The organism is Streptomyces sp. NPDC000983 (assembly GCF_040299205.1).
In the GTDB taxonomy this organism is placed as follows: Bacteria; Actinomycetota; Actinomycetes; order Streptomycetales; family Streptomycetaceae; genus Streptomyces.
The window spans coordinates 25,939-40,488 of record NZ_JBEPBM010000023.1 but is presented as its reverse complement, the minus strand read 5'-3'; the positions used below and the strand labels follow the sequence as shown (position 1 = coordinate 40,488).

Annotated in this window: 14 protein-coding genes; 5 read left to right on the top strand and 9 right to left on the bottom strand. The window is 73.3% G+C overall.

What is annotated here, in order from left to right; genetic code table 11:
• Positions 1–311 precede the first annotated feature (311 nt).
• Both ABT296_RS24770 and ABT296_RS24765 read right to left on the bottom strand, forming a co-directional pair.
• Positions 312–1,622, bottom strand: a complete 1,311-nt coding sequence (locus tag ABT296_RS24770; protein WP_351930825.1) for a serine-threonine protein kinase — start codon at positions 1,620–1,622, stop codon at positions 312–314.
• Positions 1,623–1,703: 81 nt separating this feature from the next.
• On the bottom strand, positions 1,704–2,969 hold the full coding sequence (locus ABT296_RS24765) for an exo-beta-N-acetylmuramidase NamZ family protein (protein ID WP_351930824.1): 1,266 nt from the start codon (positions 2,967–2,969) through the stop codon (positions 1,704–1,706).
• 166 nt (positions 2,970–3,135) lie between these two features.
• Between ABT296_RS24765 and ABT296_RS24760 the strand changes: the two genes are divergently transcribed.
• From ABT296_RS24760 to ABT296_RS24750, 3 genes are read left to right on the top strand one after another with little or no spacing between them, the layout of a single operon-like run.
• Positions 3,136–3,900, top strand: coding sequence for an SDR family oxidoreductase (locus ABT296_RS24760; RefSeq protein WP_351930823.1), 765 nt, complete (start codon positions 3,136–3,138; stop codon positions 3,898–3,900).
• Positions 3,897–5,564, top strand: coding sequence for a class I adenylate-forming enzyme family protein (locus ABT296_RS24755; RefSeq protein WP_351930822.1), 1,668 nt, complete (start codon positions 3,897–3,899; stop codon positions 5,562–5,564). The genes ABT296_RS24760 and ABT296_RS24755 overlap by 4 nt, the downstream gene beginning before the upstream one ends.
• A gap of 26 nt (positions 5,565–5,590) precedes the next feature.
• On the top strand, positions 5,591–6,184 hold the full coding sequence (locus ABT296_RS24750; RefSeq protein WP_351930821.1) for a TetR/AcrR family transcriptional regulator: 594 nt from the start codon (positions 5,591–5,593) through the stop codon (positions 6,182–6,184).
• A gap of 47 nt (positions 6,185–6,231) precedes the next feature.
• On the opposite strand, the gene ABT296_RS24745 is transcribed toward ABT296_RS24750, so the two are convergent.
• The 7 genes from ABT296_RS24745 to ABT296_RS24715 form a co-directional block, all read right to left on the bottom strand.
• Positions 6,232–7,446, bottom strand: coding sequence for an acyl-CoA dehydrogenase family protein (locus ABT296_RS24745; RefSeq protein WP_351930820.1), 1,215 nt, complete (start codon positions 7,444–7,446; stop codon positions 6,232–6,234).
• 6 nt (positions 7,447–7,452) lie between these two features.
• Positions 7,453–8,475 carry a phosphotransferase family protein gene (locus ABT296_RS24740; RefSeq protein ID WP_351930819.1) on the bottom strand — a complete coding sequence of 341 codons (1,023 nt, stop codon included), beginning with the start codon at positions 8,473–8,475 and terminating at the stop codon, positions 7,453–7,455.
• Between the two features lie 166 nt (positions 8,476–8,641).
• Positions 8,642–8,938, bottom strand: coding sequence for a hypothetical protein (locus ABT296_RS24735; RefSeq protein ID WP_351930818.1), 297 nt, complete (start codon positions 8,936–8,938; stop codon positions 8,642–8,644).
• 112 nt (positions 8,939–9,050) lie between these two features.
• Positions 9,051–9,368, bottom strand: coding sequence for a DUF202 domain-containing protein (locus tag ABT296_RS24730; RefSeq protein WP_351930817.1), 318 nt, complete (start codon positions 9,366–9,368; stop codon positions 9,051–9,053).
• Complete coding sequence (locus ABT296_RS24725) at positions 9,365–9,757, bottom strand: YidH family protein (RefSeq protein ID WP_351930816.1); 393 nt, start codon at positions 9,755–9,757, stop codon at positions 9,365–9,367. Before ABT296_RS24725 ends, ABT296_RS24730 begins: the two co-directional genes overlap by 4 nt.
• A gap of 10 nt (positions 9,758–9,767) precedes the next feature.
• On the bottom strand, positions 9,768–10,292 hold the full coding sequence (locus tag ABT296_RS24720; protein ID WP_351930815.1) for an NUDIX hydrolase: 525 nt from the start codon (positions 10,290–10,292) through the stop codon (positions 9,768–9,770).
• 410 nt (positions 10,293–10,702) lie between these two features.
• Positions 10,703–11,596, bottom strand: coding sequence for a DMT family transporter (locus tag ABT296_RS24715; protein WP_351930814.1), 894 nt, complete (start codon positions 11,594–11,596; stop codon positions 10,703–10,705).
• A 353-nt stretch (positions 11,597–11,949) separates the two neighbouring features.
• Here ABT296_RS24715 and ABT296_RS24710 point away from each other — a divergent pair, with 353 nt between their 5' ends.
• Both ABT296_RS24710 and ABT296_RS24705 read left to right on the top strand, forming a co-directional pair.
• Positions 11,950–12,900 carry a hypothetical protein gene (locus ABT296_RS24710; protein ID WP_351930813.1) on the top strand — a complete coding sequence of 317 codons (951 nt, stop codon included), beginning with the start codon at positions 11,950–11,952 and terminating at the stop codon, positions 12,898–12,900.
• A gap of 69 nt (positions 12,901–12,969) precedes the next feature.
• Positions 12,970–14,529 (top strand): APC family permease, encoded by a 1,560-nt coding sequence (locus tag ABT296_RS24705; RefSeq protein ID WP_351930812.1) that lies wholly within the window; start codon positions 12,970–12,972, stop codon positions 14,527–14,529.
• The last annotated feature ends 21 nt before the right edge of the window (positions 14,530–14,550 follow it).

Here is a 14,550-nt window from a genome sequence, read left to right as displayed (position 1 = left end):
TGGCTCCGCCATGCAGGTGTTCGGCGCTCAGTCGGGCGGTTTCGCCACTCAGCCGGTGCCGCCGTACTGGCTTTGCCGCCAAGGCAGGTGGCGCCGCCAAGGCGGGCGGCCCTGCCCTGCAGGTGTTGGCACCCGCTCGGCGGCTCCGCCGAGCAGGCGTTGGCGCTCCGCCAGGCGGTGCCGTCACGCAGGCTGTGACGCCAGCAGCGGGCGATGTCGCTCAGCCGGGCGGCGCGACCCCGCGCAGGCGTCAGCGCCCGCCGGGCGGCGCCGCCCACGCGAGCGGCGCCGCCCCCACAGGCGGCCACGGTTCAGTGCACGCGGCCCGCCGCAAGCACCAGCCGCGCCAGTTCCGGGTGCGCGATGTCGCTGTGCGCGCCCGCCGGAGGCCCCCCGCGTCTGACCACCGCCGACACGTCCACGTTCACGCACCCCGTCCCCGGTAGCGGCCCGCGCAGCGCGTCGGCGAGCTTCAGTGAGCGGGTGCCGGGCACCGCCTGCACGCCGTCGAAGCCCATCGCCCCCCACTTGGCGCCCAGCGCCCGGCCGACGGAGAGGCCGGCGTGCAGTTCCCGGTCGTGGCCCGCCGTCCGGGAGGCCAGCGGATAGATCGTGCCCAGCGCGTCGTCGTGCCGGGAGAAGCAGCAGACCAGCGGGCCGTCGATCCGGTTGTGCTGGCCCTGGAGCACCCCGCCCGCCCGCGGGTCGTGCGGCAGCCGGGCGGAGAACGCGTAGTGCGAGAAGGCCCCTTGGAGCAGCGTCACCGACTTCACCGTCCGCACCCCCGGCGGCAGCCCCCGCAGCGCGAACGACACCAGTCGGCCGCCGAAGCTGTGCCCGACCAGATGCACCCGCATCCGGGGCGCCCGCGTCGCCAACTGCCCGATCACCCGCCCGAGTCCACGCTCGCCCACGGTTCCGGCCCGCCGCTTCATCGCGAAGTACGTGGCCTGCCGCAGCAGTTCGTGCGCCCCCTCCCAGGGGTTGGGGAGTGTGAAGGACGGTTCGGCGCGCACCCGCGCCAGCGCCCGCGCGAACTCCGCACAGGTCTCGCCCGTCGTCCCGTGGAAGATGAGCGGCTCGTCCTGCGGGACGCCCTCGGAGAGGGTGTCCGCCGCGAACAGCGCCTGCGGACCCGGCGGCACCAGTTCCACGAGCACCCGCACCAGCCGCCCGAACTCCTCCAGCTCCGCCTCCTCGGACGACTGCTGCTCCAGCAGCCGGGCGAGCTGGTCGACGACGGTGGCCCGGCCGGGGAACGTCTCCAGCAGTGCGTGCCGGGTGTCCTTGTCGAGCGCGGGAGGCGGCGGCGCCTGAGCGGCGACCGCACGCGGGAAGTCGGGGATCGGCTCGTCCGAGAACCGCATCGACGGCCAGACCACGCCCACGTAGCCGAGCCGGGCCGTCGGGGCGAGTCCGGGTACGGGGGCGAAGAAGCGGTCGTAGAGCCGGGTCGCCCCGGAGCGGTCGCTGTTCCAGCCGTGCGCGAAGACCAGCAGATCACGTACGCCCCGCTGGGCGACCCCGGCGAGCAGCCGGTCCCGGGAGCGGGCCTCGGGGTCCCCGTCCGCGTCGAAGGTCAGCTCCCAGTAGGGCGAAACGCTCATCTCCGGACGCGCCATGACCGGCCCCCTCGTACCCCGCGGCGGTGCGATGCGGTCGTATCGTCCCGCCACGGGGCAGAGTTGGCCATACACCGCGGGTCATCCGTAGAGCAGGTATTCCTTTCGAATCCGGCGGAACGCCGCGAGTTCCTCCCGCCAGCCCGCCACCACCTCGTCGGTGCTCGCGCCCGCGTCGATCGCGGTACGGACCCGGGTGGAGCCGGTGAGCTTGTCGATCCAGTTGTCCGGGCGCCAGGCGAAGCCGTCCCAGGCCCGCTTGGCGGTGACCAGCAGCCCGATCCCGGTGCGGACCGGGTCGTAGGCGGCCCGGTCGTGGACGTGGACCTGGACCCCGCCGACCGTCTTCCCCTGGAACTTCGAGAAGGTCGGCGCGAAGTACGCCTCCCTGAAGTGCACGCCCGGCAGGCCGAGTTCGTTGGCGGCGGCGGCCCAGCGGCCGTCGACGCCCTCCGCGCCGAGGAGTTCGAAGGGACGGGTGGTGCCCCGGCCCTCGGAGAGGTTGGTGCCCTCGAAGAGACAGGTGCCCGAGTACACCAGCGCCGTCTCGGGCGTCGGCATGTTCGGGCTCGGCGGGACCCAGGGCAGGCCGGAGGCGTCGTAGAAGTCCGAGCGCCGCCAGCCGGACATCCGCACCGTCTCCAGCGGGACCGGGGCGGTCAGGAACTCCCCGTTGAACAGCAGGGCCAGCTCGGCGACGGTCATCCCGTGCGCCTGGGAGATCGGCTGCCGGCCCACGAACGTCGCGAACTCCTTGTGCAGCACGGGCCCTTGGGCGGCCCGGCCGGTGACCGGGTTGGGGCGGTCCAGCACCACGAACCGCTTGCCCGCGAGCTGCGCCGACTCCATGCAGTCGAAGAGCGTCCAGATGTAGGTGTAGAAGCGGGCGCCGGCGTCCTGGATGTCGAAGACGACCGTGTCCACGCCGGAGGCGGTGAAGATGTCGGCGAGGGGCCGGCCGCTCTTGAGGTAGGTGTCGTAGACGGGCAGACCGGTGGCCGGGTCGTCGTAGCGGCCCTCCGAGCCGCCCGCCTGCGCGGTGCCCCGGAAGCCGTGCTCGGGTCCGAACACCGCCGTCAGGTCCACCCGGTCGTCGGCGTGCATGACGTCGACGATGTGCCGGACCGTGCGGGTGATGCCGGTGGGGTTGGTGACGACGCCGACGCGTTGGCCGCCCAGGACGGAGTACCCGTCGGAGACCAGCCGTTCGAAACCGGTACGGAGCCGACGGCCCCGGTCGTCACCGGCGACGGAGTCGGAGGCGGCGGCGGAAGCGGGTGCGGTGGCGGAGGCGGTTGCGGCCAGGGCCGGGGTTGCGGCCAGGAGAGTTCGTCTCGTGAAGCGCATGCACGGCACGGTAGGTGCTGACGGGGCCCGCCGTAAGCCGTCGGACGCCCGTGGCTCACGGTGTCCCTCCCAGGGCCCGCGAACGGCGCCGTCCGCACCCTTTCATTCGTACATACCGACCGGTTAGTCTGGCGTCGCCAGCCGAGCCGCTCGTCGAAGGAGACCGATGGTGGAAGCCTTGCAGGATGCCGGAGTCGTCGTCACCGGGGCGGGCGGCGGGATCGGGGCGGCGCTCGCCCGGCGGTTCGCCGGAGCCGGCGCCCGGGTCGTGGTCAACGACCTGGACGCGAGCAGGGCCGAGGCCGTCGCCGCCGAGATCGGCGCCGTGGCCGTACCCGGCGACGCCTCCCGCATCGTGGCCGCCGCCCGCGAGGCACTCGGCACCGACATCGACGTGTACTGCGCCAACGCGGGCGTCGGCTCAGGCGGCTCGGAGTCCGCCGGGGAGGACGTCTGGGCGCTGGCCTGGGACGTCAACGTGATGGCGCACGTACGCGCCGCCCAGGAGCTGATCCCGGGCTGGCTGGAGCGCGGGTCGGGCCGGTTCGTCTCCACCGTCTCCGCCGCCGGACTGCTCACCATGATCGGCGCCGCCCCCTACAGCGTCACCAAGCACGGCGCCTACGCCTTCGCCGAGTGGCTCTCCCTGACCTACCGGCACCGCGGGATCAACGTGCACGCCATCTGCCCGCAGGGCGTGCGCACCGACATGCTCGCCGCCACCGGCAGCGCCGGCGACCTGGTGCTCCAGCCCACCGCCATCGAGCCGGACGACGTGGCGGACGCCCTGTTCAAGGCCATCGGCGAGGACCGCTTCCTGGTGCTGCCGCACCCGGAGGTGGCCGGCTACTACCAGGCCCGGGCCGCCGAACCCGAGCGGTGGCTGGGCACCATGAACCACATCCAGCAGAAGTGGGATGCCGCCCGGTGACCGGCGCCGGGTACGCGGCCAAGCCCTGGCTCGCCCTGCTCGACGACGCCCAGCGTGCCCCGATCGACCCCGCCGACTCCCTGGTGCACGCCCTGCGCCGGGCCGTCGCCGAGGCCCCCGAGCGGGACTTCCTCGCCTACTTCGACGGCCGGCTCACCTACCGCGAGGCCGACGAGCTGAGCGACTCCGTCGCCGGGTACCTGGCGAGCCGGGGTCTGGGCCGCGGCGACCGCGTGGCCGTGCTGCTGCAGAACTCCCCGCTCTTCGTACTCGCCGTGCTGGGCGCCTGGAAGGCGGGCGCCACCGTCGTGCCGGTCAACCCCATGTACAAGTCGGGGGAGATGGCGCACGTCCTGCGGGACGCCGAGGCGGCCGCGCTGATCTGCTCGGACCGCTCCTGGGAGGCGTATCTGCGCGAGACGGCCGCCGACTCCCCGGTGCGGATCGTCCTCACCGGCTGCGAACTGGACTTCCAGACCCGCGGCGACGACCGCGTCCTCGCCTTCGAGCGGCTCCCGGAGGCCGCCGACGCCGAGGACCTCGCCACGGTGGCCCGGGCCGGTCATCCGGCCCCCGAGGGGCGCGACCCGGCCCCCGCCGACCTCGCCCTGATCAGCTACACCTCCGGCACCGGCGGCACCCCCAAGGGCGCCACCAACACCCACGCCAACATCATGCACAACGCCGAGCGGCAGCGGACCGGGCTCCCGCTGCCCGAGGCGCCGGTGTACTTCGCGCTCGCCCCGCTGTTCCACATCACCGGCATGGTCTGCCAGTTCGGCGCCTGTCTGAACAGCGCGGGCACCCTGGTGCTGGCCTACCGCTTCGAGGCCGGGGCGGTGCTGGAGGCGTTCGCCGAGCACCGCCCGCACTACACGGTCGGCCCCTCGACCGCGTTCATGGCCCTGGCCGCCCACCCCTCCGTCACCCGCGAGCACTTCGCCTCCTTCCGGGTCATCTCCTCCGGCGGCGCCCCGCTGCCGCCCGCGCTGGTGGAGAAGTTCCGCGCCGGGTTCGGGCCGTACATCCGCAACGGCTACGGGCTGACCGAGTGCACCGCGCCGTGCGCCGCCGTACCGCCCGCCCTGGAGGCCCCGGTCGACCCGGTGTCCGGGACCCTCGCCGTGGGCGTGCCCGGCCCCGACACCGTCGTGCGCATCCTCGACGAGCAGGGCGCCGAGGTGCCCTTCGGACAGCAGGGCGAGATCGTGGTCGCCGGACCGCAGGTCGTGCCCGGCTACTGGCGGCGCCCCGAGGCCACCGCCGACACCTTCCCCGGCGGCGAGCTGCGCACCGGCGACATCGGGTTCATGGACCCCGAGGGCTGGCTGTACGTCGTCGACCGCAAGAAGGACATGATCAACGCGTCCGGGTTCAAGGTCTGGCCGCGCGAGGTCGAGGACGTGCTCTACACCCACCCGGCGGTACGCGAGGCGGCGGTCGTCGGGGTGCCCGACGGGTACCGCGGGGAGACCGTGAAGGCGTACATCAGCCTCCGCCCGGGCGCCGACCCGGACCCGGATGAACTCGCGGCGCACTGCAAGGAGAGACTGGCCGCGTACAAATACCCGCGCCAGGTGGAGATCCTGCCCGACCTGCCGAAGACGGCCAGTGGGAAGATCCTCCGGCGGGAACTCCGTTCCCGCGCGCACGACAGCCAGTGACAACTCGGAAGGCAGGTGGCGGCACAGTGCCCAGGACGACGGACGCGGACGGCACGCCCGTCCCGCAGCGGCTGCTGGCCGCCGCCACCCGGCTCTTCGCGGAGCAGGGCTACGACCGGACCTCGGTGCAGGAGATCGTGGAGGCGGCCGGCGTCACCAAGGGCGCCCTCTACCACTACTTCGGCTCCAAGGACGACCTGCTGCACGAGGTCTACGCCCGTGTGCTGCGCCTCCAGCAGGAGCGGCTGAACACCTTCGCCGAGGCCGACGAGCCGGTGGAGAAGCGGCTGCGGGCCGCGGCCGCCGACGTGGTCGTCACCACGATCGAGAACCTCGACGACGCCTCGATCTTCTTCCGCTCCATGCACCACCTGAGCCCGGAGAAGAACAAGCAGGTGCGCGCCGAGCGCCGGCGCTACCACGAACGCTTCCGCGCGCTGATCGAGGAGGGCCAGCAGGCCGGGGTCTTCTCCACGGCGACCCCGGCCGACCTGGTGGTCGACTACCACTTCGGCTCGGTCCACCACCTGTCGACCTGGTACCGCCCCGACGGCCCCATGAGCCCCCAGGAGGTCGCCGACCACCTGGCGGACCTCCTGCTCAAGGCCCTGCGGCCGTAGGCTCCCGACCGCCCCGGGCCCCCGCGGGCCCGGGGCGCGCTCCGCCCTCAGAGGTACTTCTTCAGCTCCCGTCGCGCCAGCGACCGCTGGTGCACCTCGTCCGGACCGTCCGCGAGCATCAGGGTCCGGGCGCTCGCGTACAGCTCCGCCAGCGGGAAGTCCTGGCTGACACCGCCCGCGCCGTGCAGCTGGATCGCGTGGTCGATGATGCCGACGACCGTGCGCGGGGTGGCGATCTTGATGGCCTGGATCTCGGTGTGGGCGCCCTTGTTGCCCACGGTGTCCATCATCCAGGCCGTCTTCAGCACCAGCAGCCGCAGCTGCTCCACCGCGACCCGCGCGTCGGCGATCCAGTTGTGCACCACACCCTGCTGGGCCAGCGCCTTGCCGAACGCCGTCCGGGACACCGCCCGCCGGCACATCAGCTCGATCGACCGCTCGGCCATGCCGATCAGCCGCATGCAGTGGTGGATCCGGCCCGGGCCGAGCCGTGCCTGGGCGATGGCGAAGCCGCCGCCCTCCTCGCCGACGAGGTTCGACACCGGCACGCGCGCCCGGTCGAAGACCACCTCGGCGTGGCCGCCGTGGGAGTGGTCCTCGTAGCCGAAGACCTGCATCGCGCGCCGGACGGTGACGCCCGGGGTGTCGCGGGGGACCAGGATCATGGACTGCTGGCGGCGGATGTCCGCGCCGTCCGGGTCCGTCTTGCCCATCACGATGAAGATCCTGCAGTCCGGGTTCATCGCCCCGGAGATGTACCACTTGCGGCCGGTGACGACGTACTCGTCGCCGTCCCGCTCGATGTGCGTGGTGATGTTGGTGGCGTCGGAGGAGGCCACGTCCGGCTCGGTCATCGCGAACGCCGAGCGGATCTCGCCCGCGAGCAGCGGCTCCAGCCACTGCTTGCGCTGCGCCTCGTCGCCGAACTGGTGCAGCACCTCCATGTTGCCGGTGTCCGGCGCCGCGCAGTTCAGCGCGGTCGGCGCCAGGTGCGGGGAGCGGCCGGTGATCTCGGCGAGCGGGGCGTACTGGAGGTTCGTGAGCCCGGCACCGTACTCGTGGTCGGGCAGGAAGAGGTTCCACAGACCCTGTCGGCGCGCCTCGGCCTTCAGCTCCTCCACCACGGCCGGGGTGTCCCAGGGCGAGGCCAGCGCGGCCCGCTGCTCCTCCGCCACCGGCTCGGCCGGATAGACGTACTCGTCCATGAAGGCCAGCAGTCTGCCGCGCAGCTCCTCGGTGCGTGCGTCGAACGCGAAGTCCATGTCCCGTCAGCCTTCCTGGAGAGTGGTCAGACCGTGCTGGATGAAGACCGGGACCAGGTCGCCGATGCGGTCGAAGCCGCGCCCGACGGTCTGGCCCAGGGTGTAGCGGTAGTGGATGCCCTCCAGGATCACGGCGAGCTTGAACCAGGCGAACGCCGTGTACCAGGAGACCGCGGAGACGTCGCGCCCCGAGCGCGCGGCGTACCGCTCGATCAGCTCGGCCGGGTCGGGGTGGCCCGGGGCCTCGGCGGTGGTGGAGACGGGGGAGTCGGGCATGTCCAGCGACATGCTGTACATGACCAGCAGGCCCAGGTCGGTGAGCGGGTCACCGAGCGTGGACATCTCCCAGTCCAGGACGGCCCTGATCCTGTCGTCGCTCCCGATCAGGACGTTGTCCAGCCGGTAGTCGCCGTGCACCACGGTCGCCGCGGGGGAGACCGGCAGCCGGCGGCCGAGGGTGGCGTGCAGCTCGTCGATGCCGGCCAGGTCGCGGTTGCGGGAGGCGTCCAGCTGCTTGCCCCAGCGCCGCAGCTGGCGGTCGAGGAAGCCCTCCGGGCGCCCGAAGTCGGCCAGCCCCACCTCCTCGGGGTCCACCGCGTGCAGGTCCACCAGGGTGTCCACCAGCGAGAGCACCGCCCCGCGGGTGCGCTCCGGACCGAGCGGCACCAGCTGGTCGGCGGTGCGGTACGGGGTGCCCTCGACGAACTCCATGACGTAGAACGGCGCCCCCAGCACCTCCTCGTCCTCGCACAGGAGTACGGGCTTGGGTACCGGCACCCGCGTCGGGTGCAGGGCGCTGATCACCCGGTGCTCGCGCCGCATGTCGTGCGCGGTGGCGAGGACATGGCCCAGCGGGGGCCGCCGTACGACCCAGCGCGAGGTGCCGTCCTGGACCGCGTAGGTGAGGTTCGACCGTCCACCCTCGATCAGCCGGCCGGACAGCGGGCCGTGGACCAGCCCGGGGCGCTCGCGGTCGAGCAGGGCGCGCAGCCGGTCGAGATCGAGTCCGGGCGGGTGGTCGGGGCTCATCGATGCTCCTACGGGCAGGTGAACGAGACTCGACCAATGATGCCGACCGGTCGGTATGTAGTCCAGTGCGCGGAGTCAACGTGATCGGAGCCACGATAGGACGGCAGCCCCTCGCGCGGGGCGCCGAGGGGCTGCCGTACGGCCTGTTCCGGCCGGTGCGGACGGGTCAGTGGTCGTCCCAGTGGCCGTCGTGGGCCGCGTGCCGGTGGCCGTCGTGCAGATAGTCGACGTGGTCGCCGTGCAGCACGCTCTCGTGGCCGCAGGCCTCGCCGTGCCGGTGGTCGTGCCCCTCGTGGGTGGTGTGGCCGCCCGCCTCGCACTCGTCCCAGTGTCCGCCGTGCTCCCGGTGCAGGTGCCCGCCGTGCGCGTAGTCGACGTGGTCGCCGTGCGGCACCTCGGTGTGGCCGCAGCCGGGGCCGTGGGTGTGGGTGTGCGAGACGTGTTCCGTGTGCAGGGTGGTCATGGTGCTCACCTTCGAAGCTGCGGGCGATGACGACGGACAGGCTGTCACGCGAACGGGACATATCCTCTCATTCCGTCCTCGTGGCGCCCAGGCGGGCCCATGCCTTCGTGGGTCAGAGGATCAACGCCGCCCCGCACACCGCCAGCGCCACCGTGCACAGCACCGCCGCCGTCGCGTGCCGGGGCGACAGGGCCCGCGGCTCGGGGCTCGCGGAGAGGGCGTGGATACGGCGGTGCGCGCAGCCGAGGAAGCCGAGCCAGAGCAGCGCGCACAGCGCGCAGGCGGCGACCCGGGGCGCCGAGACACCGGCGTGCAGCACCGTCTTCACCGCCAGCACCGCGGCGACGGTCGAGGCCAGCGTCGTACGGCGCCAGGCGAGCCGGGTCCGCTCGGGCTGCAGCCCGGGGTCCCGGACCGGCGGTGCGCTCACCCCTCCCACCCGGCGAGCACCACCACGACCATCACCAGCGCCACGACCGCCACCAGCACGCCGAGCAGCGCCGGGAACCGGGACGCCGGCAGGTCCTCGCCGCGGCGCATCGCCCGCTCGCAGCGCACCCAGTGGTTCACCGCGCGCAGCGAGCACAGCACGCCCGCCCCGAGCAGCGCGAGCGCGAGCCCGACCCGCCAGCCCCAGCGCAGGTCGGGCAGGAACTGGTCCACCGCGAAGCCGCCGCCGATCAGTGCCAGCGCGGTGCGCAGCCAGGCCAGGAAGGTGCGCTCGTTCGCCAGGGAGAACCGGTAGTCGGGCGTCGCCCCCTCATGCCGGACCTGCTCCGGCGCGAACCACAACCGGGCGTTCCGCACGAATTCGATCACGCCTCGGACCCTACCGGGAGCCGTCCCCGGCCCGGTGCGCCCGCAGTCGCCCGTACGCGGCGAGCCCGTCCGGCACCCACGCCCACTGCGCGAGACGGGCCAGCACCTCCGCCTCCGGCAGGAAGGCGTGCCAGGCGACCTCCTCGACCTGGGGGCTGACCGGCAGCTCGCAGCGCACCTCGTACACGGCCGACCACCAGCCGTGCCCGGCGCCGTCCTCGTAGAGGAACTTGAACGCGAACTCCGGCCGCGGCAGCCCCCGGACCCCGAGCTCCTCCTCGGCCTCCCTCAGAGCGGCGTCGTCGTAGGACTCACCGGCGCCGACCACACCCCCGACGAACATGTCGTACATCGAGGGAAAGACCAGCTTGGTCGCGCTGCGGCGGTGCACGAACAGGCGGCCCTCGGCGTCCCGGGCCTGGACGAACACGCACCGGTGCCGCAGGCCCTCCGCGTAGACCAGGCCGCGCGGGGACTGCCCGAGAACCCGGTCGTGCTCGTCGACCACGTCGAGGATTTCGTCGGCTGCACTCATGGCGCCATCCAATCAGTGCCCGAGCCGGTCACCGTTCGCACAGGCCGGACCGGAGGCCGCTGTGAGTCCGCCGGGCAAGATTCGGCGCGGGCCGACCGAGCCGCAGGCGCCGCCGCTGGGGGCTCGTGCGGACCGCAGCTTCCCGGCGCCGGGCAGGCGCTCCCACCCAGGGGCGCGGGGAACTGCGCGACCGGCCCCCTCGGCGCCGCAGCCGACTCCGTACCGTCAGCCGGTCGAGCGGCGCTGCCGGGTCGGCGGGGTATGAGGGGCCCGGGCGGAGGCGCCGCCGCTGGGGCGCGTCCTGGCGGACCGCAGCTTCCCGGCGCCGGGCAGCCGCTCCCACCCAGGGGCGCGGGGAACTGCGCGACCGGCCCCCACGGCGCCGCAGCCGACCCCGTACCGTCAGCCGATCAGCCCGGCTGGAGGGCGCGAGCCGGTTCGCGGACCTTCGCGCCGGACGGCATCGCCGGGTGCATGCCCAGCAGGACGATGCCCACCACGATCGCGGCGAGCCCGGCGGCCTCCCAGGCCAGCGCGCCGGTGTCGGTGCGCAGCCGGTCACCGAGGAAGCCGACCCCGCAGACGATGCCCGCCAGCGGTTGGGCGGCGGTCAGAGCGGGCAGCGACATACGCAGCGACGCAGTCTCGAACGCGCTCTGCACCAGCACCAGCCCGGTGACACCGAGCGCCAGCACGGCATACGGCTGCCAACTCGTGAGCACCTCACCCAGACCGCCCTCACCCAAACGCTGCCCGGTCACCCGGGTGAGGGCGTCCTGGACGCCGTAGAGGAGCCCGGCGGCGGTGGCCAGCAGCGCGGGCCCCGCACCGAGCCGGGAGCGCCGGGCGTACCCGGTGAGCAGCACGGCCGCGCCGATCATCGAGCCGATGATCAGCCACTGCCGGGAGGGATCGGTCAGCGCGGTGCCGCCGGAGGGCCGCCCCGCCACGACGAACGCGGTCACCCCGCCGGCGAGCAGCAGCAGACCGCCCCAGCCCTGGCGGCCGAGCGGCTGCCGGGTCTGGCGCCTGGACAGGGCCATGGCGAAGAGCAGGTTGGTCGCCAGCAGCGGCTCCACCAGGGACAGCTGCCCCATGCCGAGCGCGGCGGCGCCGAGCGTCATACCGGCCACCATCAGCGCGATACCGCCGAGCCAGCGCGGCACCCGCACCAGGTCCAGCAGGATCCTGGGGGAGAGGAAGTCGTTGAGGGGCGCCTTCTGGGCGGCGTTCTGCTGCAGGACGAACCCGAAGCCCAGACAGCAGGCGGCGCCCACGGCGAGAAGCAGGACCAGAAGCGACACGCGACGTTCCTCGATCGTTGGTACGGGTCTCGGGGTGCGTACGACGCAGGGGCCGACCATGGCGCCCCGGTGCCCGGCGCACCCTCGAAGGCTCCGAGGAGGCCGCGGCTTCCCAGCCATGGTGGGCGCCAAGCACCGGAACCACTATGGCGTACGTCACATGCCGGGCTCCCTGCTGCCCCCGGCACCTCATCGGCCCGCCCCAAGTACCCCACGGGTAACAAGAGTTGACGCGTGTAACGCCGAGGCGACCCTTGACGTGAACCGTTGGCGGGGGGTTGGCTGTGCGTGACTGCCCGATGTCAAACCGAAACCAGACGACGGCGTCCGCGTCGCGTAAGGATGTTCCCGCGGTGTCCCCACCCCCGCCACCCCTGGGCCGCGGCCGCAAGCGCGCGGCCCGGAACCCCGACGCCGCCCTCGACGACCTCGACCTCGCCGCGGCCCGCGCCGCGCTCGCCCAGGGCCGGTGGCAGACCGCCCGCTCCCTCCTCGCCCGCACCGGCGACGACTGGGACCGCAGGGGCCACCGCGTCACCGTCCTCGCCCAGGAGCCCTACGCCGCCCCCTGGGCCAGGGAGTGGCTCCTTGCCGAGCCCGAGTCCGGCGACGCCCGCGTCCTGCTCGCGCTCGCCCAGGTCCACCGCGCCCTGCGCGGCAAGGAGAAGCCGGACCGCGCCCGCGCCTCCTGCCGGACCGCGGCCGGACACGCCCCGGCCGACCCCACCCCCTGGCTCGGCCTGCTCATGCTCACCCGCGGCACGGGCACCGAGGACGAGGCGTTGAAGGTCTTCGAGGAGATCCGGCAGCGGTACGCCGACCACCACCACGCCCACCATGTGATGGTCGCCCGGCTCGCCGAGCGCCACCCCGCGGCCGGCCCGGACCCGCTGCACGAGGTGTACGACTTCGCCGGCGCCGCCGCCGAGCGCGCCCCGGCCGACTCCCCCCTCGCCGTCCTGCCGGTCGTCGCGCACGCCGAGCGCTACCGGGTGCTCGCCGCCGCCGGCCACGAGGGCGCCGACCCGGCCGCCTCCGGGCACTGGGTCGGCCGCCGCGCCCGGCAGGTGATGAAGGCGGCATTCGACTGGTGGCTGGAGTGGGAGCACGAGGGCCACCCGCGCCGCCTGGTCGACCTGAACTTCCTCGCCCACGCCAAGTACTGCGAGGGCCGCGGCGCCGAGGCCGCCGCCCTCTTCCACCGCATCGGCGAGCACGTCACCCCCGAGCCCTGGTCCTACCCGGACCGGGACCCCTACCCCGCCTTCCGGGCCGCCCGCGACAACGCGCTCGGCACGGCGTGAAGCACGAGTGAGGCACCTCCACCCCCGATACCCCCGATATCCCCGCTACCCCCGAAAGGACCACCCGCGATGACGACGGGCAGTTCCAGAACGAGCGGCACACTCGCCGACGGCGACGGCATCAGCACCTTCAAGGGCCAGGACCGGGCCCTGCGCGCCGACCGGCTCGGCACCACCGGCCTGCTGCTGTCCGTGCTCGCCGCGACCGCCCCCCTCATGGTGGTCGCGGGTGTCATGCCCACGACGTTCGGGGTGATGGGCATCGTCGGACAGCCGCTGCTCTTCGTGATCCTCGGCGTGGTGCTCGCCCTGTTCAGCGTCGGCTACGCCGAGATGAGCCGCCACGTCCACAACGCCGGCGCCTTCTACGCCTACATCTCCCGCGGCCTCGGCGGCACCGCCGGAGCCGGCGCGGCCCTCGTCGCCCTCGTCGCCTACAACGCCCTCCAGGTCGGCATCTACGGCATCTTCGGCTTCGAGGTCTCCGCCCTGTTCGCCACCTACCTGGAGATCGAACTGGCCTGGTGGATCCCGGCCCTGCTCGCGGTCCTCCTCGTCGGCGGGCTCGGCTGGCTGAAGATCGACCTCAACGCGCGCGTCCTCGGCGTCCTGCTCCTCATCGAGGTCGCCCTCGTCGTCATCTTCGACGTCGCCGCCCTCGGCGACCCCGGCCCCGAGGGCCTCTCCCTGCACGCCTTCAACCCCGACACGCTCACCGGCGCCGGCATCGGCACCGCCCTGTGCTTCTGCGTCGCCGCCTTCCTCGGCTTCGAGCAGGCCCCCGTCTACGCCGAGGAGACCAGCCGCCCGCACGTCCTGGTGCCCCGCGTGATGTACCTGGCCATCGGCGGCATCGCCGTCTTCTACACCCTCAGCTGCTGGGCGATCACCGTCGCCACCGGCCCCGACGCCGTCGTCGGAACCGCCCAGGAGCAGAGCGCGGGCATGCTGTTCTTCCTCACCGAGGGCCTGCTCGGGGAGACCTTCACCGACGTCCTGCACATCCTCTTCGTGACCGGAATGTTCGCCGCCATGGTCAGCTTCCACAACGTCGTCGCCCGCTACGCCTTCGCCATGGGCCGCGAGGGCCTGCTGCCCACCGCCTTCGGCCGCACCAGCAGCGCCAGCGGCGCCCCCGGCACCGGCTCCCTGCTCCAGACCGCGATCGCCCTCGTCGTCGTCGCGGCCTTCGCCCTCGCCGACGACAAGCCCACCGGCGACCCGACCGCACCGGTGCTCCACCTGTTCACCTGGATGGGCAACGTCGGCGCGCTCGGCGTCACCCTGCTGATGTCGATCGCCTCGGTGTCCGTGGTCGTCTTCTTCGTCCGCCGCGGGGCCGTCGCCGCCCAGTTCTGGCGGCTGGCCGCCGCCGGACTCGCCGCGCTCGCCCTGCTCGTCATCGTCGTCTACACCGTCAAGGACTTCGACGTCCTGGTCGGCTCCGGCCCGGACTCGTCCCTGGACTGGATCCTGCCCGGCATCATCGCCCTCGCCCTGGCCGCCGGCCTCGCCCAGGGCCTGTTCCTGCGCGCCCGCGACCCCGAGCGCCACGCCCGCATCGGCCTGGGCAACGAGGCGTTCCAGCTGGAGAAGGCGGCGAAGACCTCCCACGGCGGCGAGCACTGACCTTACGGAACTCTGACGGGC